The 21,879-nt window shown below is 71.3% G+C and carries 20 protein-coding genes; 16 read left to right on the top strand and 4 right to left on the bottom strand.

Annotated elements, in window-relative coordinates:
• The first annotated feature begins 21 nt into the window (after positions 1–21).
• Positions 22–570, top strand: a complete 549-nt coding sequence (locus SCAB_RS42755) for a putative immunity protein (RefSeq protein WP_013006309.1) — start codon at positions 22–24, stop codon at positions 568–570.
• Between the two features lie 99 nt (positions 571–669).
• Positions 670–1,485 (top strand): Type 1 glutamine amidotransferase-like domain-containing protein, encoded by an 816-nt coding sequence (locus SCAB_RS42750; RefSeq protein ID WP_013006308.1) that lies wholly within the window; start codon positions 670–672, stop codon positions 1,483–1,485.
• A gap of 77 nt (positions 1,486–1,562) precedes the next feature.
• Here SCAB_RS42750 and SCAB_RS42745 read toward each other — a convergent pair whose 3' ends face one another.
• From SCAB_RS42745 to SCAB_RS42735, 3 genes are all read right to left on the bottom strand, one after another.
• Positions 1,563–3,005 carry an aldehyde dehydrogenase family protein gene (locus tag SCAB_RS42745; RefSeq protein WP_013006307.1) on the bottom strand — a complete coding sequence of 481 codons (1,443 nt, stop codon included), beginning with the start codon at positions 3,003–3,005 and terminating at the stop codon, positions 1,563–1,565.
• A gap of 40 nt (positions 3,006–3,045) precedes the next feature.
• Positions 3,046–4,593, bottom strand: coding sequence for an APC family permease (locus SCAB_RS42740; RefSeq protein WP_013006306.1), 1,548 nt, complete (start codon positions 4,591–4,593; stop codon positions 3,046–3,048).
• Positions 4,594–4,721: 128 nt separating this feature from the next.
• Positions 4,722–5,606 carry a dihydrodipicolinate synthase family protein gene (locus SCAB_RS42735; RefSeq protein ID WP_041670220.1) on the bottom strand — a complete coding sequence of 295 codons (885 nt, stop codon included), beginning with the start codon at positions 5,604–5,606 and terminating at the stop codon, positions 4,722–4,724.
• Between the two features lie 192 nt (positions 5,607–5,798).
• Here SCAB_RS42735 and SCAB_RS42730 point away from each other — a divergent pair, with 192 nt between their 5' ends.
• From SCAB_RS42730 to SCAB_RS42680, 11 genes are all read left to right on the top strand, one after another.
• Complete coding sequence (locus SCAB_RS42730; RefSeq protein WP_106437349.1) at positions 5,799–6,506, top strand: GntR family transcriptional regulator; 708 nt, start codon at positions 5,799–5,801, stop codon at positions 6,504–6,506.
• Positions 6,507–6,620: 114 nt separating this feature from the next.
• The gene (locus tag SCAB_RS42725) at positions 6,621–7,382 is read left to right on the top strand and encodes an SDR family NAD(P)-dependent oxidoreductase (RefSeq protein WP_041671267.1); all 762 of its coding nucleotides are present in this window, start codon (positions 6,621–6,623) and stop codon (positions 7,380–7,382) included.
• 34 nt (positions 7,383–7,416) lie between these two features.
• A complete protein-coding gene (locus SCAB_RS42720) occupies positions 7,417–8,865 on the top strand; it encodes an FGGY family carbohydrate kinase (RefSeq protein ID WP_013006302.1) in 1,449 nt (482 codons plus the stop codon).
• Positions 8,862–10,268, top strand: coding sequence for an NAD(P)/FAD-dependent oxidoreductase (locus SCAB_RS42715; protein ID WP_013006301.1), 1,407 nt, complete (start codon positions 8,862–8,864; stop codon positions 10,266–10,268). The genes SCAB_RS42720 and SCAB_RS42715 overlap by 4 nt, the downstream gene beginning before the upstream one ends.
• Positions 10,265–11,557 (top strand): NAD(P)/FAD-dependent oxidoreductase, encoded by a 1,293-nt coding sequence (locus SCAB_RS42710; protein ID WP_013006300.1) that lies wholly within the window; start codon positions 10,265–10,267, stop codon positions 11,555–11,557. The genes SCAB_RS42715 and SCAB_RS42710 overlap by 4 nt, the downstream gene beginning before the upstream one ends.
• Before the next feature lie 75 nt (positions 11,558–11,632).
• The gene (locus SCAB_RS42705) at positions 11,633–13,255 is read left to right on the top strand and encodes a GMC family oxidoreductase (RefSeq protein ID WP_037729009.1); all 1,623 of its coding nucleotides are present in this window, start codon (positions 11,633–11,635) and stop codon (positions 13,253–13,255) included.
• Positions 13,252–13,746 (top strand): hypothetical protein, encoded by a 495-nt coding sequence (locus tag SCAB_RS42700; protein WP_037729007.1) that lies wholly within the window; start codon positions 13,252–13,254, stop codon positions 13,744–13,746. The genes SCAB_RS42705 and SCAB_RS42700 overlap by 4 nt, the downstream gene beginning before the upstream one ends.
• A gap of 104 nt (positions 13,747–13,850) precedes the next feature.
• Entirely contained in the window at positions 13,851–14,885 is a 1,035-nt protein-coding gene (locus SCAB_RS42695; RefSeq protein ID WP_013006297.1) for a proline racemase family protein, read from the top strand.
• Between the two features lie 26 nt (positions 14,886–14,911).
• On the top strand, positions 14,912–16,741 hold the full coding sequence (locus SCAB_RS42690; RefSeq protein WP_013006296.1) for a putative nucleotidyltransferase substrate binding domain-containing protein: 1,830 nt from the start codon (positions 14,912–14,914) through the stop codon (positions 16,739–16,741).
• 88 nt (positions 16,742–16,829) lie between these two features.
• Positions 16,830–17,861: a LacI family DNA-binding transcriptional regulator gene (locus SCAB_RS42685; RefSeq protein ID WP_013006295.1), complete on the top strand. Its 1,032-nt coding sequence runs from the start codon at positions 16,830–16,832 to the stop codon at positions 17,859–17,861.
• Positions 17,862–17,944: 83 nt separating this feature from the next.
• The gene (locus SCAB_RS42680) at positions 17,945–18,325 is read left to right on the top strand and encodes a hypothetical protein (RefSeq protein ID WP_013006294.1); all 381 of its coding nucleotides are present in this window, start codon (positions 17,945–17,947) and stop codon (positions 18,323–18,325) included.
• Positions 18,326–18,362: 37 nt separating this feature from the next.
• On the opposite strand, the gene SCAB_RS47605 is transcribed toward SCAB_RS42680, so the two are convergent.
• Complete coding sequence (locus tag SCAB_RS47605; protein WP_013006293.1) at positions 18,363–18,758, bottom strand: hypothetical protein; 396 nt, start codon at positions 18,756–18,758, stop codon at positions 18,363–18,365.
• A gap of 189 nt (positions 18,759–18,947) precedes the next feature.
• On the opposite strand from SCAB_RS47605, the gene SCAB_RS42670 reads away from it, so the two are divergent.
• The 3 genes from SCAB_RS42670 to SCAB_RS42660 all read left to right on the top strand — a co-directional run bounded on the left by SCAB_RS42670 (position 18,948) and on the right by SCAB_RS42660 (position 21,846).
• A complete protein-coding gene (locus SCAB_RS42670) occupies positions 18,948–19,373 on the top strand; it encodes a PepSY domain-containing protein (protein ID WP_231885202.1) in 426 nt (141 codons plus the stop codon).
• Positions 19,374–19,570: 197 nt separating this feature from the next.
• Positions 19,571–20,350 (top strand): response regulator transcription factor, encoded by a 780-nt coding sequence (locus tag SCAB_RS42665; RefSeq protein ID WP_041670219.1) that lies wholly within the window; start codon positions 19,571–19,573, stop codon positions 20,348–20,350.
• Positions 20,347–21,846: a sensor histidine kinase gene (locus SCAB_RS42660; protein WP_013006290.1), complete on the top strand. Its 1,500-nt coding sequence runs from the start codon at positions 20,347–20,349 to the stop codon at positions 21,844–21,846. Before SCAB_RS42665 ends, SCAB_RS42660 begins: the two co-directional genes overlap by 4 nt.
• The last annotated feature ends 33 nt before the right edge of the window (positions 21,847–21,879 follow it).

Raw genomic sequence — 21,879 nt, 5'->3', positions numbered from 1 at the left:
GCGGTCGTGGAAGATGGACGCATGACGGGGGACACGAGCGAGATCGTTCTGAGCACACAGGACCTTCGTGAGGTCACCGGGTTCGCCGCGGCGTGTGCGGAGGCGGTGCTCTCGATCTTCGAGGCCGATCAGCCGGACGACCCGCGGCCCCGCGACGCCGTCCGGGACGCGTGGGACTTCGCTCGGGGCGGCGCACGCGGAAAGTCACTGCGCGAGACCGCGTCCGCGGCCCTCAAGGCGGCCAGGACCGCGGACACCGCGGCCGCGCGCGAGGCAGCGTGGGCGGCGATGTCCGCGGCAGGCGCCGCCTATCTGCACCCGCTGGCCAAGGCCACCCAGGTCAAGCACATCCTCGGAGCCGCCGCCTACGCGGCCAGAGCGGCCGAACTCGTCGCAGGCGACGACCGGAACGTCGGTGCCGAGTGCGTCGAGCAGGCGGTGCACCGGGCGACACCGGTCGTCGTCGCCGTGCTCCGACGCTTCCCCGTGGCACCGAGCGGGGGCGGACGGGTGGGTGAGTTGATCCGCATGCTGGACGCCGACCTGCGTGCGCTCGGGCCCGCCGAGTGACTTTCGGCGGGCGGACGACGTGGCCTCTCAGGCGAGAGGACGTCAGGTGATGGTCAACCGGTCGGTCGTCCGGCCGTGGTGTGACGGCGTATGTCGCTTGTGGAAGCAGCGGACGTCTCGGCATCGTTCGGGACACCGTCTGTTCTGGTCGGCTTGTGTCCCGAGGAGGGCCTTCCCTTGGCTGTGACTCCCCTGCGCCGTCTGGCCCTTCTCGGGGGCGGCTTCTCCACGGACGACGATGGTCTGCTCGACGACTGGGTGCTCGGTCTCGCACGGGCTTCCCGGCCCAAGGTGTGCTTCGTGCCCACCGCCAGCGGCGATGCCCCCGCCTACGTCGACCGGTTCCTCTCCGCGTTCGCGCCACGGGCCTGTGAACCCGGTGTTCTGCCGCTGTTCCGGCGGGAGTTCGATGACGCCGCGTTGCGCACGTTTCTGCTGTCCCAGGACATCGTGTACGTAGGGGGCGGCAACACGGCGAACCTGCTCGCGGTGTGGCGTGCGCACGGTGTGGACCGGCTGATGCACGAGGCCTACGACGGCGGCACCTTGCTGTGCGGGATCAGTGCCGGCGCCAACTGCTGGGCCGAGGGCTCGCACACCGACTCCTTCGGACCGCTGACGTATCTGCCGGACGGACTGGGTTTGTTGTCCGGCTCGGTCTGTCCGCACTACGACAGCGAGCCGGGCCGCCGTTCCTCCTACCGGGCGGCCGTGGGCACCGGGGCACTGACCGCGGGATGGGCGCTGGAGGACGGCGTCGGCGCTCTCTTCACCGACGGCCTCCTGACGGAAACGGTGACCCGCACGCCGCGGGCTTCCCTGTATCGGGTCGAGCCGAATGACGAGAGGGGAGCTGCCGAGCGTGCTCTGCCGTGCTCGTTGCTGGTGGACAGGACTGCGCCGGGCGCCGGGTAAACCCCCGCTCAAGGGGGTTGACCCGGCGCCCGGCAGCGGGCCGGCCAGGACGTGGGACCGCGGGGAGGTGCGGTGGGTCAGTCCAGGCTGATGACGACCTGCTTGACGCGGGTGAACTCCTCGATGCCGGCGGTGCCTCCTTCCTTGCCGTGTCCGGAGGCGCCGAAGCCGCCGATGGGCAGTTCGGGGCCGACGACCATGTGGTTGTTGATCCACACGTTGCCGAAGTCGAAGGCGTTGGCCACACGCAGCGCCCGGCCGACGTCGCGGGTCCATACCGAGGCGGCGAGGCCGTACGGGACGTCGTTCGACTTGGCGATGGCGTCGGCCTCGTCGGTGAAGGTCTGGACGGTGACGACCGGGCCGAAGATCTCTTCCTGGACGAGGTCGTCGTCCTGGCGCAGACCGGTCACGAGGGTGGCCTGGTAGTAGTAGCCCGGCCGGTCCACGGGCGCTCCGCCCAGCACCAGCGTCGCATGGCCGGGGCGGTTCTCCACGAGACGGTGGACGCTGTCCCGTTGGTGCGCGGAGATGAGCGGGCCGAGGACCGTGTTCTTGTCCGAGGTGTCGCCGATGACGACACCGCCCAGGCTCTCCTTGAGGGCTTCGACCACCCGGTCGTGGGCGGACTCCTGCACCAGCAGCCGGGTGGCGGACATGCATTCCTGACCGGCGTTGTAGAGCGCCCCGTTGGTCAGGATCGGTACGGCCTTCTCCAGGTCGACGTCGTCGAAGACGACGACGGGGGCGTTGCCCCCGAGTTCCAGCAGGGCGCGCTTGGGGGCCTCCGCGGCCACCTGTCCGATGCGGCGACCCGCCCGGGTCGAGCCCGTGAAGGAGACCAGGTCCACCAGCGGGTGGGCGACCAGCGCCTCCCCCACCACCGCGCCCGTGCCGAGGACGACGTTCAGGACACCGGGCGGCAGGATCTCCCCCGCGAGTTCCACGAAACGGGTCGTGGACAGCGGCGTGTTCTCGGCGGGCTTGACGACGACCGCGTTGCCGGCGGCGAGCGCCGGCACGATCTTCCAGACCGCCTGCCACAGCGGGAAGTTCCACGGGGTGATGGCGGCGACCACGCCGACCGGTTCGCGGCGCAGGAACGAGGTGTTGCCCTTGGCGTACTCCCCGGCCGGCTGCCCGGTCGTGGCCCGCGCGGCCCCGGCGAAGTGCCGCAACGCGTCCACGATGCCGGGCAGTTCGCCGGTGTGGGCGGCGGTCCACGGCTTGCCGGCGTCGGCCACCTCCAGATCCGCCAGTTCCGTCAGCCTGGACGCGACCAGGTCCGCGAGGCGGTGCAGGGCCGCGGACCGCTCGCCGGGAGGCGTGGCCGCCCAGCCGGGGGCGGCCCGGTGGGCGGCGCGCACCGCCGCGTCGACGTCGTCCGCGGTCGAGTCGGTGAAGGAGGCGATGTGGGACCCCGTGCTCGGGTCCAGCACGTCGATCGTTTCGCCGGAGGAGCCCGGACGGCTCACCCCGTCGACGATGTTGACCACGGTGGGCTCGGGCGAGGTGCTCATGAGGGCATCTCCTTCGCTGTCGTAGATGGTCCGGAGACAATCAGGCCGAGGCTTCCACATCGTCGGGTGCGACATGCGAGGCCCCTTCGGAGGGTCGTCCGTGCTTGGGGATGAGGGCGTACAGCACCGCGCCGACGACGATGGCGCCCAGCATGCCGCCTCCGACCTGCTCGGGGTTCTGCCAGATCAGGACCACGACCAGCAGCAGCGACCAGGCGACGGCGAGGACGAAGACGAGCGGGCTGAGCCGGCCGAGGTTGAAGGGGCGGGCGGGGAGCTTGCGTGCCAGCAGGCCGTACAGGCCGCTCGTGACGACCACTCCGTAGGCGAGGGCCCAGGCCAGTGAGGTGAGTCCGGCGAGCACCGCCAGTGCCGTCGCGGAGAAGGACGCGGTGACGGCGAACACGACGGACATCGCGAACAGCACCAGCGTGGCGTTGACCGGGATGCGGTTGGCGGCGACCTTGCGCAGGGTCTTCGCGGCCGGGATCTGCCCGTCGCGTGCCTGGGACCACAGGACACGGACGCCGGTGAGCTGGAGCATGGTGCATGTCGCGACGAGCGCGACGATGGCGACGACCTCGAAGATCTCGGTGACCTGGGTGCCGACGGCGCTGTCGAGGATGAACTTGACCGGGGTGTCGCTGCCCATGACGGCGTCGACGTCGGGGATGGCCAGGTAGAGCAGGGCGATGAACAGGATGCCGTACAGCCATGCGGCGCTGTTGGCGAGGAAGGCGCCGAGCGGTGCCTTGCGGGCGGCGTCGCGGGTCTCCTCCGCGGCGTTCCCGGTCGAGTCGAAGCTGGAGATGATGTAGGCGGGCAGCAGGAACGCGAAGAGGAACGGTGTGAGCCACTGGCCGTTCGTGACCGTGCCGCCGGTGTCGTTGAGGATGGAGGCGGGCTGGGTGTCGTGGCTGACGAACAGCAGGGCACCGACGACCAGCACGGCACCGACGAGTTCCGCGACGACACCGATGTTGTTGGCGAGGGCGGCGATCCGCACTCCGGCGACGTTGATCAGGGTGACGAACGCGATGATGCCGAGGGCCCACCACAACGTCTCGGCGTTGGTGAGGGTGTCGACCTCGAACCATCCGGCGACGTACGGCACCATGCTCCAGGCCACGGCCGCCACCGACACGGCGTGGGCGAGGACGATCCACCAGCCGGACTGCCATCCGAGCCACGGGTGGCGTACGAGGCGGTTCTTGCTCTGGGACAGGATGCGGGTGTTGATCTGGTAGACGCCGCCGGCGAGCGGATAGGCGGACACGAGTTCGCCGACCGCCAGACCCACGATGAACACCTGGAAGAAGCCGCCGATCACCCATGACCAGAACGAGGCGGGCCCGAAGAAGCCCAGTCCCACGATGAGCGTGGTGAAGCAGGCGGAGGCCACGGCGATGGAGCTGAACTGGACACCGAAGCTGGAGAACAGGCCGATGGCCCGGTTCAGTTCCTGCTTGTAGCCGAGCTTGGCCAGGTAGGCGGTGTCGTCGAGGGCGGACGCGTCGAGCTGGGCGTCCGACTCGTAGGAGTCTGCGGGTCTTGCAGCGGGTGACTGCGCCGGGGAGCGGTCTGACATGGTGACCTCACTGTGCTCTGGCGTCCTTCGGTGGACGAGCGGGGCAGGGGGCGACGGGGGGTGGCGTGTGACCGGTACGGGTGCCGCCGAGCAGGGCCGGAGGGTGAGGAGGCTCCGGCCCTGCGGCGTCAGGCGCTGTGGGGCTTGAGCAGCGCTTCGAGCTCGGCGTAGCGCTCGCTCTCCAGCGGTCCGATGGGCTCACGGGCGGGGCCCGCGGAGTGGCCGGTGATGTCCAGTGCGGCCCGGACCGCGGGAACGTATCCGCCGCCGACCAGGAACTGCATGATCGGGAAGATGCGGTCCCAGTCCTTCTTGGCCGAGGAGATCTGGCCGGCCCGGACCGCGTCGTAGATGGCGACCAGTTCGGGGGCGATGAAGTTGGCCGCGCCGACGATGGATCCGGCGGCGCCTTCCAGGAGGGAGGCGAAGAAGAGGGTGTCCCAGCCCACGAGGGTCTTGATCTCGTCGCCGTGGTCGTGGATGAGGCGTGCGGCCTGGCTCAGGTCGCCGGTGGTGTCCTTGACGTGCGTGATGTTGCCGGCCCGCCGGGCCAGGTCGACGACGTGCTCCGCGGTCAGGTTGACGCCGGTCGCCACCGGGAGGTTGTAGACGACGACCGGGACGGAGACCGATCCGGCGATGGTGAGGAAGTACTTCTTGATCTCCTCGATGGTCAGCGGCTCGTAGTAGGGGGCCACGGCCATCACCGCGGCCGCGCCGGCGACCTCGGCGTGCCGCGCGAGGCTCACGGCCTCCTTCGTCGTCATGGCGGCGACGTGCGGGATCACCGGAACGCGTCCGGCCGCCTGGTCGATGACCACCTCGGCCACCTCGCGGCGCTCGTCCCCGCTGAGCGAGGGGAACTCCCCCGTCGACCCGTTCGGGACCAGGCCGTGGATGCCGCCCGTGATGGTCCGCTCGACGAGGTCACGCAGTCCGCCCACGTCGAGGGAGGCATCCTCCGGCCGGAACGGAGTGGCCACCGCGGAGAACACTCCAGCGAGCTCGGTCATAGGACTCGTCCTTTCGAGTGGAAACTGTCGACAATCTACTCTCGACCGTCTCCACTAACAAGAGTCCACGTATCCGGCCGCTGTCAATACCCCGCTCATCAGCGAGAACCCGGGACGACCCCGAACCGGGCGGTAATCTGTGGGAAGCTAGCGGTCGACAATCGACCAAGAACGAAGGGGCAGGGATCTCCGGTGGCCGTCACACGGATCGCGTCGAATACCAGGTCGGAGAGCGTGGTGACGATGCTGCGCAACGCCATCCTCGACGGCACCTTCCCCGCCGGGAGCCAGCTTCGCGAGACCCACCTCGCCGAGGAGATGGGAGTCAGCCGCACGACCCTGCGCGAGGGCCTCCAGCGACTGGACGAGGAGGGCCTGGTCACCCGCGTCCCCTTCCGCGGTTCCTTCGTGGCCGAGGTCAGCAGGGAGGTCATCGCCGAGATCGAGAGCCTGCGTTCGGTCCTGGAGCCGTTCGCGATCGAGCGGGCCCTGCCGTCTCTCATGACACCGGAGGGCAGCGCGGAACTCGTGGAGGCGGTCGAGGCGCTGACGGAGAAGGCCGAGGCGGGGGACGTCGCCGGCTGCATCGACACCCATCTCGCCGTCCACCGGGCGCTCTACCGCGCGGCCGACCACCGCATGCTGTTCGACATGTGGCTGAGCTGGGAGTCCCAGCTGCGGCTCTTCCTCGCAGTGGACCACCAGTCCTTCGCCCACCTCTCCGACCTGGCGGCCAACCACCAGCGGCTGCTCGCCTGCATCCGCTCGGGCGACCTCGACCGGGTGCGGGAGGAGCTGACCACCCACATCCGCCCAGGACTCCCCGCCCCCGACAGCCCCGAGGAGAAGGCGCCGGCCCCGCGAGCCGGGAAGCCCTCCCGGGCGAGGAAGAAGGCCTGACGCCCGGCCACGCCGAACCGATCGGCGAAGGCCCCCTTGACAGGGGGCCTTTCCTTTGGAAGTTTTCTGTCGACAATCGTCAGTCGATAGTTGGACGAGAGCTAGGTGATCCCCATGGGTCTGCTGCTGGAGAAGGTCGTGCTCGTGACCGGCGCGTCGGCGGGCATCGGTCTCGCGACGGCCAAGCACCTGCACGACGAAGGGGCCAAGGTGGTCGCCACGACCCACAGTGAGGCCGGTCTCAAGGTGCTCACCGACCTGGTGGACAGCGACCGCTGGGAGGTCCGCATCCTCGACGTCACCGACGAGCGGCAGGTCGAGGAGGCCGTGCAGTTCACCGTCCGGCGCTTCGGACGCCTGGACGGCATCGTCAACAACGCCGGGGTCCTCCTCCCCAACGACACGGCGTCCGCCACCGTCGAGGAGTACGACCGCACGTTCGACGTGAACGTCAAGGGCGTCTTCCTCGGCTCGAAGTACGCCATCCCGGCACTGGTCGCGGCCGGCGGCGGCGCCATCGTGAACATCGGCTCGATCAACTCGCTGGCGGCCGAGAAGCAGCTCGCGCTCTACACCGCCAGCAAGGGCGCGGTCCTGATGCTGACCAAGGCCATCGCGCTGGACCACGGCGGCGAGGGCATCCGCGCCAACGCGGTCTGCCCCGGCTTCGTCGACACCAAGCTCAACGTCCCCCACTACAACCGGCTCGGCGGCCGCGAGGCACTGGACGCGGCGCTGCCGGAGTGGCAGCCGATCGGCCGGGCCATCGAGCCGGTGGAGATCGCGCAGTCGGTCGCCTTCCTGCTCTCCGACCACGCCAGGGCGATCACGGGAACCGCGTTCGTCGTCGACGGCGGCGTGCTCTCCAAGGCCTGAGGCACCACGTCGGACGGAGCGGTGAGGTACGGCAATGACAGAGAATGTGCTCGCCATCGACCAGGGCACCTCCGGAACCAAGGCGATCGTCGTGTGCCCCGAGCGGGGCGTCATCGGCCGGGCCGAGGCGGAGGTCCGCCCCTCGTACGGCCCGGGCGGCTCGGTGGAACAGGACCCGACGGAGCTGCTGATGTCCGTCCTCACCGCCGCCCGCGAGGCGGTGCGTGACAGCGGGGAGGACGTCGGTGCCGTGGGGCTCGCCAACCAGGGCGAGACGGTACTGGCCTGGGACCGCACCACCGGCAAGGCGCTGACCCCGGCCCTCGGCTGGCAGGACCGCCGCGCCGCGACCGTCTGCGAGCGGCTGCGGGACCGGGGCGAGGAGCTGGCCGCACTCACCGGCCTCCCGCTGGACCCCTACTTCGCCGCTCCCAAGATGGCCTGGCTGCGCGAGCAGTGGACACGCGAGGGAGTCGTCACGACGTCCGACGCCTGGCTCCTGCACCAGCTCACCGGCCGGTTCGTGACCGACGCGGCCACCGCGTCCCGCACCCAGCTGATGGACCTGGACTCCACCGGCTGGTCGGACACGGCGCTGGCGGCCTTCGGACTGGACGACGAGCCGCTCCCGGAGATCGTCGACTGCGCGGGGACGATCGGCGAGACCGAGGTCCTGACCGGCGACCTGGTCCCGGTCACCGCGGCGATCGTGGACCAGCCCGCGGCCCTGTTCGGCCACGGCCTCCTGGCCGCCGCCACGGCCAAGTGCACCTACGGCACCGGGGCCTTCCTGGTCCTGAACCAGGGCACGGACAGCCGACGGTCCACGGCCGGCCTCACCGCCTCGGTCGCCTGGCGGCTGAACGGGAAGGCGACGTACTCGCTGGACGGCCAGGTCTACACCGCCGCGTCGGCGGTGCGCTGGCTGGTCGACCTGGGGCTGATCGAGAGCGCCGCCGACCTGGACCGTGTCGGCGGCGGCGTCCCCGACAGCGGCGGGGTCGTCTTCCTGCCCGCGCTCGCGGGCCTGGGGGCACCCCAGTGGCAGCCACAGGCCCGCGGCTCCCTGACGGGACTGGCCCTGGACACCACGACGGCTCATGTCGTCCGGGCACTCGCCGAAGGCATCGCCGCGCAGGTGGCCTGTCTCGTCGACAGCGCGAGCACCGACACCGGACGCGGGATCCGGTCCCTGCGCGTGGACGGCGGGCTGACCCGTTCCGCGCTCCTCATGCAGGCCCAGGCCGACCTGCTGCAGGTGCCGGTCGAGGCCGACCCCGGGGCGGACACCACCGCACTGGGCGTGGCGGCACTGGCCGCCTACGGCATCGACCCCCGACGCGAACCGGGCACGGCGGTCCCCCGACGGGGCCCGGCCAGAACCTACGAACCACGCATCGGCCCGGACGAGGCACAGGAGCGGCTGGACCGGTTCCGGCGCGCCGCCGAAGCGTCCGTCGCACAGGCGCGGGAGACGACATGACCCTCACGTCCAGGCAGTCGCAGTTCGACGTCCTCATCGTGGGCGGCGGCGACGTGGGAGCCGCCATCGCCCGGACACTGGGCCGGCATCCGCTGCGGGTGGGGCTGGTCGAGGCATCCTCCGACATCGGCGACGGCACCTCGAAGGCCAACACGGCGATCCTGCACACCGGCTTCGACGCCACGCCCGGCACGCTGGAGTCCGAGCTGGTCGCCAAGGGCTACCACCTCCTGCGGGACTACGCCGCCGCGGCCGGGATCCCCATGGAGCCCCTGGGCGCACTGCTGGTCGCCTGGGACCGGGAGCAGCTGGACGCCCTGCCGGGTCTGGCGGAGAAGGCCGCCAGGAACGGCTACACCGAGACCCGGCACGTCGACCGTGACGAGCTCTACCGCCGCGAGCCCCATCTGGGCCCGGGCGCGCTGGGCGCCCTGGAGATCCCCGGCGAGAGCATCATCTGCCCCTGGACCACACCGTTCGCCTTCGCCGTGGAGGCACTCGGCTACGGCGTGGAGATCCTCCTCGACACCGAGGTGCGCGGCGTACGGCTGGAGCCCGACGGCAGCACGCTGGTCGAGACCGGCCGGGGGGCGCTCCGTACCCGTTATCTGGTCAACGCCGCCGGGCTGCGCAGCGACGAGGTCGACCGCATGCTCGGCCACGAGGACTTCACGGTCACCCCGCGCCGCGGCGAGCTGATCGTCTTCGACAAGTTCGCCCGTTCCCTCGTCCGCCACATCCTGCTGCCCGTGCCGACGGCGCTCGGCAAGGGCGTGCTGATCTCCCCCACCGTCTTCGGCAACGTGATGCTCGGCCCCACGGCCGAGGACCTCGGCGACAAGACGAGGACGGGATCCTCCCCCGAGGGGATCGACACCCTGCTGGCCAAGGGCAGGCGGCTGATGCCGGACCTTCTGGAGGAGGAGGTCACCACGGTCTACGCCGGGCTGCGCGCCGCCACCGAGCACGGTGACTACCAGCTGCGCCTGCACGCCGACCAGCGCTACGTCTGTGTCGGCGGCATCCGCTCCACCGGGCTGACCTCGGCCCTGGCCATCGGCGCACACGTACGGGACCTGCTGGGCAAGGCCGGACTCGAACTCGGCGAGCCGGTGCCCGCCCGCATCCCTCACATGCCCACCATCGGCGAGGCCTCGCTGCGGCCCTACCAGCGGCCCGACCTCATCGCCGAGGACCCGGAGTACGGAACCATGGTCTGCCATTGTGAGCGCGTGTCGCGGGGCGAGATCCGCGACGCCCTCGCCTCGCCGCTGCCCGCCCGCACCCTGGAGGGGCTGCGCCGTCGTACCCGCGCCACGCTCGGCCGCTGCCAGGGCTTCTACTGCGGTGCCGAGGTCCGTCACCTGCTGGCCGAGTCGGCTCCGGCGGGTGAGGGCCGGTGACCGGGCAGGCCCGTGCCGACGGGCGCACGCAGCGGCACGTGGACGTCGCCGTGATCGGTGCCGGGCCCGCCGGGCTCGCCGCCGCGACGGAACTGGCCCGGCAGGGCGCCGGGCATGTGGAGGTGCTGGAACGCGAGCAGGAGGGCGGCGGCATCCCCCGCCACTCCCATCACACCGGCTACGGGATGCGCGACCTGCACCGGGTCATGAGCGGACCGGCGTACGCGCGGCACCTCCTCGACGCGGCGCGGAGGGCGGGGGTCACCGTACGGACCGGTGTCTCGGTGACCGGCTGGGACGGGGGGACGGCCGAGACGCTGACCCTGGAGGCGACGAGCCCGCGGGGCCTGGAGAGGGTGACGGCCCGCGCGGTCGTCCTCGCGACGGGCGCCCGCGAACGGCCGCGCACCGCACGGCTGGTGGCGGGCAGTCGCCCGGCCGGTGTCTACACCACGGGCCAGCTCCAGCAGACGGTGTACACCCACGGGCTGCCGGTCGGCCGCGAGGCGGTGATCGTCGGTGCCGAGCACGTGAGCTACTCGGCGCTCACGACGCTCTCGCACGCCGGTGTGAAGGTGCGCGCCATGATCACCGGTCACGACCGGCCGCAGACGTACGAGGCGTTCCGGATCGGGGCGCGGCTGATGTGGCGTACGCCCGTGCTGACCCGGACCGGCGTCGAGGAGATCGTCGGACGGCGTCGCGTCGAGGGCATCGTGGTGCGGCACGCCGACGGGAGGCGGGCGTCCCTCGGCTGCGACACGGTCGTCTTCACCGGGGACTGGATCCCCGACCACGAACTGGCCCGCCACGGGGGCGTGCTGCTCGACCCGGGCACGCTGGGGCCCGCGGTGGGAACCGACCTGAGCACGTCGGTGCCGGGCGTCTTCGCGGCCGGCAACCTGCTGCACGCCGTGGAGACCGCCGACGTGGCCGCGCTCGACGGGCGGGCCGTCGCCAGCGGTGTGCTCGGTCATCTCGCGGCCCGCGGTGACACCCCGCCGAGCAGGCGTCTCGTCCCCCTGCGCGTGAGCGAGCCGCTGGCCTGGGTGGCGCCCAACCTCGTCTCGGCCGTCGCCGCCGCGCCGCCGCGCGGCCACTTCGTCCTCTGGAGCGCGGCCGTGATCCCGAGCCCCGCGGTCACCGTGGTCCAGGACGGCCGCGTGCTGCACCGGCAGAAGTGGGCGCGCACGCTGCTGCCGGGGCGGCCGTGGTATCTCGCGGCGGACTGGATGTCCGGCGTGGACGACTCCGGCGGGCCCGTTCGGGTGCGCGCGGAATCCGTCTGACGGTCGTCGTTGACTTCCCCCGTCACCCATCACATGATTGAAAACAGTCGACAATCGACAAGAGGAGTGGACCGCATGGTCTCAGCACCGAGCGACGTGGCCGACGTTCTCGTCATCGGCTCCGGGCCCTCCGGCGGGGTCATCGCGCACACGCTGGCCGCGCGCGGTTTCCGCGTGGTCTGCCTGGAGCAGGGCGACTGGGTCAACCCGACGGACTACCCGGTCAACCACCCCGAGTGGGAGCTGCTGATCCAGAACCAGTGGGCCCACGACCCGAACGTCCGCAACCTGCCGGCGGACTACCCGCTGGACCTGTCCGACTCGGACATGGCGCCGATCATGTACAACGCGGTCGGCGGCTCCAGCCTCTTCTACGGCGCCGAGTGGCCGCGTCTGCTGCCGTCCGACTTCGCCGTCCGCAGCCTCGACGGCGTGTGCGACGACTGGCCCATCTCCTACGCCGACCTCGCCCCGTACTACGACCGGATGGACCGGTTCATCGGCGTCTCCGGCCTCGGCGGCGATCCCGCCTACCCGGAGGGACTCGACTACCCGCTGCCCCCGCACCCCCTGGGCAAGGCGGGCCGCCGGGCGGCCGCGGGCATGAACGCGCTGGGCCGGCACTGGTGGCCGGGCACCAACGCGATCCCGAGCCAGAAGTTCAAGGAGCTGTCCCAGTGCGCCCGTTGGGGCACCTGCGAGTGGGGCTGTCCGGAGAGCTCCAAGGCCTCCGCCGACATCGCCTTCTGGCCGCACGCCCTGCGCTCCGGGGCGACCCTGGTCACCGGCGCCCGAGTCAGCCGGATCCTCACCGGCAAGGACGGCCGCGCCGAGGGCGCCCTGTGGATCGACCGCGAAGGCGTCGAACACCGACAGCTCGCCCACGCGGTCGTCGTCTGCGCCAACGGCATCGGCACCCCGCGCCTGCTCCTGCTCTCCGCCTCCGCCCAGCACCCCGACGGCCTGGCCAACTCCTCCGGCCTCGTCGGCAAGAACCTGATGCTGCACCCCAACTGCTCCGTCACGGGCTTCTACGACGAGGACCTGGAGAGCTGGCGCGGACCCGCCGGGCAGCTCATCCACTCGATGGAGTTCTACGACACCAACCCCAAGCACGACTTCGTCCGGGGCAGCAAGATGCACGCGCTGCCCACCCCCGGGCCGCTCACCGCCCTGGAGACCCAACGCTCGCTGCCGTACGACGAGTTGTGGGGTCCGGCGATCCACCGCATGGCGCGCTCCCATGCCGGGGGCATCCTGTGGGCCGCCAACACCGAGGACCTGCCGGACGAGGCCAACCAGGTCACCCTCTCCCCCGACCGGACCGACGCGCACGGAATCCCCGCGCCGAAGATCAACTACCGGATCAGCGAGAACACCCGCAAGATCCTCAAGTTCTCGGTCGCCCGCATGGAGGAGGCCCACGCGGCGTCCGGGGCCGAGCGGACCTTCGCCGTCGAACTCTGGGTCGACCAGCCGGGGCACCTGCTCGGCACGGCGCGCATGGGCAACGACCCGGCCACCTCGGTCGTCGACTCCCACGGCCGCGCTCACGACGTACCGAACCTCTTCCTCGCGGACGGCAGCATCTTCGTCACGAGCGGCTCGGCGAACCCGACCTGCACGATCGCGGCACTCGCCCTCCGCGTGGCCGAGAACATCGCCGACACCGCCTCCGATCAGAAGGTGACGCTGTGACTCCTCCGACCTCCTCACCACAGCCCCCGCGCCTGTCCGTCCCGGCGAGGTTCCGGGCTCCACGGCCGGTCACGGACGTGGAGCTGGCCACCCTGCGCGCCGTGGCCGACGTACTGATCCCGGAGACCGACACCGACCCCGCCGCCACCCGGGCCGCGGAGTACGACGTCTGGCTGCACCGCGCCGTGGACGCCCGGGCGGACTCCTTCGACCTGCTCACGGGGACGGTCGCCGCGCTGGAGGGCCTGCCCCCGGCCCTCCTCGACGCCGCCCTGCGCCGCCTGCACGCCGAGGAACCGCCGGTGTTCGCCGTGCTGTCGGCCGTCGTCGCCGGCGCCTGGCTGATGGTCCCCGAGGTGAAGGCCGCCGTCGGCTATCCCGGCCAGAAGCGTGACGTGCCCCGTCTGGAGGAGGCCGTCGACCAGATCTCCGACGGCATCCTCGACCCGGTTCTCGAACGCGGCCACTTCTACACGCCGGCTCCCGGGTGACCCGCCCCTGGAGTCCCACCCGGTGGACCCCGTTCACCGTCCTCCACACCTCCCCGAACGCCAACGAAGCACGACGCGGCCACCGCGCCGCGTGAGGAGTCCCCATGCGCTGGAGCAAGGTCCTGAACGTGGTCGAATGCCACGCCGCCGGTGAGATCGGCAAGGTCGTCACAGGGGGCGTCGGCGACGTCCCGGGCGAGACCATGTTCGACAAGAAGCGCTACCTCGAGGAGCACCTCGACGACATCCGCAAACTGCTCCTCTTCGAACCCCGAGGCGGCGTCGTGCACAGCGCGAACATCGTGCTGCCGTCCAACCACCCCGAGGCCCAACTCGGTTATGTGATCGCCGAGTCCACCGAGTATCCGGCCATGTCGGGCAGCAACACCATCTGTACGGCGACCGTGCTGCTGGAGACCGGCATGCTCCCCATGCGGGAGCCGTACACCGACGTGGTCCTGGAGTCGCCGGCCGGTCTCATCCGGCTGCGCTGCGCGTGCAAGGACGGCAAGGTCACCGGCGTCCGCTTCACCAACCAGCCCGCCTTCGTGTACCACCTCGACGCGAAGGTGGAGGTGCCCGGCCTGGGCACCCTGACCGTCGACGTGGCCTGGGGCGGCATGGCCTACGTCATCGCCGACGCGCCGTCACTCGGCTTCGGGCTCACCCCGGACGAGGGCCGCGACCTCTGCGTCACCGGCCAGAAGATCAAGGAGGCAGCGGCCGAACAGCTCCCGGCCGTCCACCCCGAGCACCCGGAGTACGCCGGCATCACCCAGACCGAGTTCGCGGGACCCCTGCGCCATGAGGACGACGTCCTCACCTCACGCAACGCCGTGGTGGTCTCGCCGGGCCGCCTCGACCGATCCCCGTGCGGCACCGGGACCAGCGCACGGCTGGCCGTCATGCACCGGCGCGGCCAGATCAGGGCCGGGGAGACCTTCGTCCACGAGTCGGTCATCGGCACCCGCTTCTCCAGCAGGATCGAAGAACTCACCCGGGTCGGCGACGTCCCGGCGGTCGTCCCGAGCGTGACGGGACAGGCGTGGATCACCGAACTGTGCCAGGTCGGCTACGACCCGAGCGACCCGTTCCCCGCCGGCTACACCCTGTCCGACACCTGGCTCACCACCCTCTGACGCGCGCCCGATCCTGAGAGACCCCCATGCAGGAGTTCACCGATTTCCTCGGAGCCCAGGCCCCGTTCGACGATCTCGACGCCAAGGACCTGGCGGCACTCGCACGCAGCATCCAGGTCGAGTACTTCTCCGAGGGCACGATGATCGTGGCCGAGGGCGCCCCGGCGCTGGACCACGTCTACGTGGTGCGCAGCGGCGCGGTGGAGGTCCTCGACCGGGGCCGGACCGTCGACCTGCTCGGCACCGGCGACACCTTCGGTCACATCTCGGTGCTGACCGGACTGTCCCCGGCCCTGTCGGTCCGGGCCGCCGAGGACACGCTCTGCTACCGCATCCCCGACCCCAGGACCCTGGTCTCCCAGCCCGAACGACTGCGGTTCGCCCACTTCGGGACCATGATCTCCCGGCAACGGCTCACCCGCGACGGTCTGCTCGGCCAGAGCCGGGCACCGGTCAGCCAGTTCATGCGGCCCGTCGTCTGGTGCAGCCACAGCACACCGGTCCGGGACGTGGCCGTCGCCATCAGCGACGCCGACCAGTCCTGCGCCCTCGTACGGCTGCACGAGGGACTGGGCATCATCACCGACCAGGACTTCCGCAGGAAGGTGGCCACCGGGCTCCTCACGACCGGCGCACCCGCCCGTGAGCTCGCCACGCGTCCGGTGGTCATGGTGGACGCGCGGACCCCGCTCGCCACGGCCTTCGTCCAGATGGTGGAGTCCGGCGTCCACCATCTCGTCGTCACCGACGACAACGGGCGCCCCGCCGGCGTCGTCCGAGCCATCGACCTCGCGTCGGTGGAGGTTCGCGATCCGCTCGTCATCCGTTCGGCGATCGAGTCGGCGACGACCATCCCCGAACTCGCCGAGGCGTGTTCCCTCATCCCCGCCACCGCAGTCGAACTGCACGACAACAACGTCCCCGCCGCCCACATCGGCGCGCTCCTCGCCGCCGTCACCGACGCCGTACTGCACCGTCTGCTGGCCCTGACCGCCACCGACGCCTTTCCCGTCGCGGGTGGGACGTCCTGGCTGGTGCTGGGCTCCTCGGCCCGTCGCGAACCACTGCCGGGCTCGGACGTGGACACCGGTCTGATGTGGGACACCCTGCTCCTGCCCACCGAGGACCCGCCCTCGTCCGCCGCCATCCGCGCGCAGGCGGCCAAGGTCCTGGACGCGATGGAAGTCTGCGGACTGCGGCGGTGCCCGGACGGCGCGAACGCGGACAACCCGCTGTTCAGCCGGTCCCGCGCCTCCTGGACCAAGGCCGCGCAGGGATGGATCACCCATCCCACCCAGGAGGGCGCGCTCCTGCTCTCCTCCATGGTCGCCGACAGCCGGCCGATCACCGCCATCACGCTCGGCCGCAGCGTCACGGACACGATCCGCCGGACCACCCGCAGCACCGAGTTCCTCAGTGCCCTGCTGCGCTTCACCCTCGCCACAAAGCCTCCCACCGGGTTCGTGCGCGACTTCGTCGTCGAGTCCTCGGGGGAGCACCGCGGCGGACTCGACCTGAAGGCCGGCGGGCTTCGACCCGTCACGTCACTGGCCCGCTGGCTCGCCATGGTCAGCGGCGACGTCCACGGCACCACGCCCGACCGGCTGCGCCGCGGTGCCGCGAACGGCATGCTGACCGACGAAGAGGCCGAGACCCTGATCGGTGCGTTCACCGACATCTACGAGCTTGCCATCGAGCGAGAGGTCGCCGCCATCCGCGGCGGCGGCACCGCGTCGACCTGGATCGCTCCCAAGGAACTGGACACGCTCACCCGCCGCCATCTGCGGGAGTCCTTCCGGGTGATCGCCTCGGTGCAGAACCGCGTCGACGGCGAGTGGAAGTCCCGTCTGCGATGAGGGTCCGCCGTGACGGTGACCTCTCCCCCTGACCTACGTCATGCCCCCCACACCACGCACCCTTGGTCAACCCAGTACGGATCGGCTCGTGATCGAAGACCCGCAGACCCAGCCACTACGCAGGCCGACCCTGGAGTCGGTCGCCACACTCGCCGGAGTCGGCAGAGGAACGGCCTCGCGCGTGATCAACGGCTCCGGCAACGTCAGCCCGGCCGCCCGCACCGCCGTCATGGAGGCCGTCCGTGAGCTGGGCTACGTACCCAACCAGGCCGCCCGCGCCCTGGTCCGGCGGCGCACCGACACCTGTGCGTTCGTGGTGTCGTCGACGGAGGGCCTCCGGTCCTGGGAGGACCCGTTCTCCGCACTGCTGGTGCAAGGGGCCACGGCCGAACTGGCCGCAGGCGGGATCCAGCTGCTGTCGGCCGTCGCCCGGTCCGAGCGGGAGCACGCGCGACTCGGGACCTTTCTCACGGCGGGTCACATCGACGGTGTCCTCCTTGCCTCGCCGCGCGGTGACGACCCGCTGCCCGGTCGGCTGGAAGCGGTGGGCGTTCCCACCGTGGCGATCGCGGCGCCGGCCGACTCCGCAGCCCGGTACTCGGTGGGCTTCGACGACGAGGGCGGGGGCCGGTGCGCTGCCGAGCACCTGCTGCGGCGTGGCCGCAGAGACTTCGCCGTCATCACGGGACCCTTGGGTCTGCGGGCCGACACGGTCCGCCGAAGAGGCTTCGACGCCGTCCTGGCCGAAGCGGGCCATGCGCATGCCGAGATTGCCCACGGCGGCCTCACCCGGGACTCCGGAGCCGCCGCGATGCGGGAACTCCTGGCTCGCGGCGGGGACATCGACGCCGTGTTCGCCACCGGCGACGCGATCTCGGCCGGTGCGCTGGCTGCCCTGGGTGCCGCGGGACTCAAGGTTCCGGACGACGTCGCGCTCATCGGCTTCCGCGACCACGGGGAGAGCCCGGAGACCGAACCTCGACTCACCGCGGTCCATCGGCCCGTCGAGGACATGGGCCGCCGCGCCGCCCGCCTCCTGCTCGCCCAGCTCCACGGTGTCGCCGTTCCCGAGCGCAAGGTGACCCTGGGCGCGCACCTGGTCGTCCGTGACTCGACGTGAGGGCAGCACGGCCGGTGACAACCGTGGTCCCGGCCACCGGGGCAAGGCGACCCCGACGCCGTACCCGATGGCATGATCCCGGCATGACAGCAGCGCTACCACGGACGATCCGGGCCATCGACACCGAGCGGCTCCTGCTGCTGGAAGAGGAAGCGGCGCGGGCGGAGTTCAGCCAGCGACTGCCGGTCGACTGGCTGCGGGAACACACCGGGGCCGCGGCGGTGCACTACCTGTTCCCGATGATGGAGCATCGGCTCTCTCACCGGCCGGAGGTGTCACCGCAATGGAGGTGCCGGCTGTTGCTCACGGTCCGCACCGGCGAGGAGGTGTTGAGCCTGCTCGACGTGCTGCCCGCCACGTTCCACGCGCTGTCGGAGACCCTGGACGCGGCAGCGAAAACGGACATCGCCTCCCGCATGGAGACCGCTCCCGCCGTACGGGAATGGATCGAGCGGGTGCGGTGACCTTCCGAAGCTCACCCAGCCGGAAACCGACCTGTCGTCAGAGTTCGTAGGGGTGGAGCGCGACGTTGTTGCGGTCGATGAAGAGTTCGACCCAGGAACCGGCAACACCGTCGGGCAGCGGCTCGACGAGGTCCAACAACACCGTGGAGCCGTCCAGGTCCAGCAGAGCGGCACCGTCCTCCTTGAGCATCAACCGCCCTCGTAACACGACGCAGTGCCCGCCGGTCCGGAGCCCGGGACCGACACCGGCGGCCGGCTTGGCGTTCCGCCCCCAGACGATGTCCTCGTCGATGCTCCACTCGACGTGGTACGCGCCGGGTTCCGCTGCCCGGTCCCCACACCAGCGAACTCCGGTGTGCCCGAAACCGGTTCGGACCTGGGCCAGCAACGGCGTGCCCGGAAACGTCGCGACCTTCACCAGTTCGATCAGCATGCATCGATCATTCCGCATCACCGGCCCTTGAAGGTTGGTCGTTTCCTGTCGGTTTCCTGGCCGCTCTCTGGCCTCCTGCTTGCCTGCCTGTTCCTAGGGTCGTTGACGTCCCCGAATCGGCCGGGACCCGCGGTCTTCCGCCGCTGTCCTTGCCGTACGACGTCCCCGACTCCTCTGGAGAACCCCGTCATGAACGCTTCCCGGCGTGCCCTGGCCACCGCCGTTTCCGTCGCCGCCCTGATGGTGGGGCTGGTCGCCTGCGGCGGCTCGGACTCCGGCGATTCCGCCACGACCTCCAACAGCGCGGCCGCCGGCCAGGCCGGCAGCGACACCCAGGCCGCAGGGGGCGATGCGCAGGCCGAGCAGGAGGAGGGCGGGGACGAGGTCGAGACCCCTCTGTCCGGGGAGGCCAAGCAGAAGGCCGAGGCCGCGGCGCTGGCCGCCTTCCCCGGCACGGTGGTCAAGTCCGAGGAGGACGCCGAGAATCCGGGCCTGTACGCGGTGGAGATCAAGAAGGCCGACGGCAGCGAGGTGGAGGTCTACCTGGACCCGAAGACGTACGAGGTCGTCAAGACCAAGGACGAGGGCGCGGACGAGGACGGGGACGAGGGCTGACCCTGCCGGTGGGTCAGGGCCGGGCGCGCCGACGCGGTGACGCGGTGACGCGGTGACGCGGAAGTCTGCGGCGGACGGGTCCGGCCCGCCCGTCGTTGAGCGGGCCTCTCCCCGGACGCGTACCAAGGGCTGTCCGGAAGACGGGACGGGTTGGTGTGATCATGACTGCGGAGCGGTGGGGGTGTGAGCCGGACGCCATGCGGGTGCTGCTCATCGAAGACGACGAACGGATCGCCGGTCCGCTGGCCGAGGGCCTGGCCCGCTACGGGTACACCGTCGAGCGGGCACGCACCGGCTCGGCGGCGCTGGTCGCGGCCGAGCCGGAGATGGTGCTGCTCGACCTGGGCCTGCCGGACATGGACGGCATCGACGTGTGCCGGGCCCTGCGCCTGCGCTCGGACGTACCCATCATCATGATCACGGCCCGGGGCGAGGAGGTCGACCGGGTGCTGGGCCTGGAACTGGGCGCGGACGACTACATGGCCAAGCCGTTCGGCGTCCGCGAGCTGGTCGCCCGCATCCGGGCGGTCACCCGCCGGGCCCGCCCCCGGACCGCGACGGGTGCCGACGGTACCGGCGGGGCGGCCGAAGCGGGTCGGCCCGGTGAGCCGCCCGGTGGCACGGACTCCCGGCCCGCGGACGCACCGCAGGCGGTGGGGCCGCTGGTCATCGACCGCCGCACCCGCCAGGTCCACCTCCAGGAGGCTCCCATCGCCCTGGCACCGAAGGAATTCGACCTGCTGGCCCATCTCGCCCTGGACCCGGGGGCGGTCTGCTCACGCCAGCAGATCGTCGACCAGGTGTGGGACCCGCACTTCTTCGGCCCCACCAAGACGCTGGACGTGCATGTGGCCGCCCTGCGCCGGAAGCTGGGCGATCCTGCCTGGATCGAGACCGTGCGCCGGGTCGGCTTCCGCCTCCATGTCCCGGACGCCTCGACGCCGCCCGGCAGTGCGTGCCGGGAGGTCCTGACATGACCCGGCGCCTGCTGGCCGGATATCTCGGTCTGGTGCTGCTCGTCCTGCTGGGCCTGGAGATCCCCTTCGGCCTGCTGTTCGTACGCGCCGAGACGTCCCGCCTGTCCAACGGCATCGAGCGGGACGCGGGAATGCTCGCCGAACTCGCCGAGGAACGCATCGAGGAGAACGACACCGACGAACTGCCCGAGCTGGCCGCCGACTACGCGGAGCGGACCGGGGCCCGGGTGGTCATCGTGGACCGCACCGGCGCCGTCCTGACCGACTCCGCCTCCCTCACCCCCGTCGGCACCGATCTGTCCGCGCGGCCGGACATCGCCACCGCCCTGCGCAACCGGACCACCGTCGGCACCGCGCCCGACCCGGACAGTGGCACCGAGACCCGCTATGTCACCGTCCCCGGCGCCTCCGGTGAGACCATCCGCGGTGCCCTGCGGCTCAGTCACCCCACCGACGTCCTGGCCGGGCGGGTCCGCGACATCTGTCTCACGCTCGCCCTGACCGGCCTGGGCGTGCTGGCGGTCGCGACCCTGATCGCCCTGGCGCTGGCCCGCTGGATCATCCGGCCCGTCCACGCTCTCGAACGGGCCACCACCCAGCTCGCCGACGGCACGCTGACCGACCCGCCCGCAACCCACCTGGGCCCGCCCGAACTCCGCCGCCTGGCAGCCTCGTTCACCCACACGGCCACCCGTCTGCAGCATCTCCTGGCCTCCCAGCGCGCCTTCGCCGCAGAAGCCTCCCACCAGCTCAAGACACCCCTGACCGCTCTGCGGATCCGGCTGGAGAACTTCGAGCCCCACCTCGACCCCGCCGTCCACGACAGCCTGGACGAGGCCATCGACGAAACCGAACGACTCGCCCGCATGATCCAAGGTCTTCTCTCCCTCGCACGCCTGGAATCCACCGCCACCACCCCGGAGACCACCGACCTCGACGCCGTCATCGCCGACCGGGCCGCCACCTGGACCGCGTTCGCCGCCGAACACCGCGTCCACATCATCACCACCGGCCACCCGGCCGGCCACGTCTGGGCGATCCCCGGAGCACCCGAACAGATCATCGACAACCTGCTCGCCAACGCACTGCGCGTCTCGCCGCCCGGCACCACGATCACCCTGGCCACCCGCCCCGGGCCCGAGGGCGTCGAACTGCATGTCATCGACCAGGGGCCCGGCATGAGCGAGGCCGAACGCAGCCGCGCGTTCGACCGCTTCTGGCGTGCCTCCGACGCCCACCACGACGGCACCGGCCTCGGCCTGCCCATCGTCGAACAACTCACCCTGGCGAGCGGCGGCCGCATCACCCTGGAAGCGGCCCCGCGCGGGGGCCTCGACGCCGTCGTGCTGCTCCGCCCGGCGCGCACCACCCCACCCACGGAGCGCACCGCACGGGTCCCTCACCGCCGGGGCCCGCTCCCGACCGCTCCCGGCGACCCCCTCGGCGCTCGCACCCCGGTCGCCACGACCGCCGCGTCGCCGGCCCGTCACCGGTGAGGACGGGTGCGGCTGCACGGCGTGCGGCGCCCC

Source organism: Streptomyces scabiei 87.22, assembly GCF_000091305.1.
In the GTDB taxonomy this organism is placed as follows: domain Bacteria; phylum Actinomycetota; class Actinomycetes; order Streptomycetales; family Streptomycetaceae; genus Streptomyces; species Streptomyces scabiei.
The sequence above is the reverse complement of the archived record's forward strand: the minus strand, read 5'-3'. Positions and strand labels throughout refer to the sequence as shown.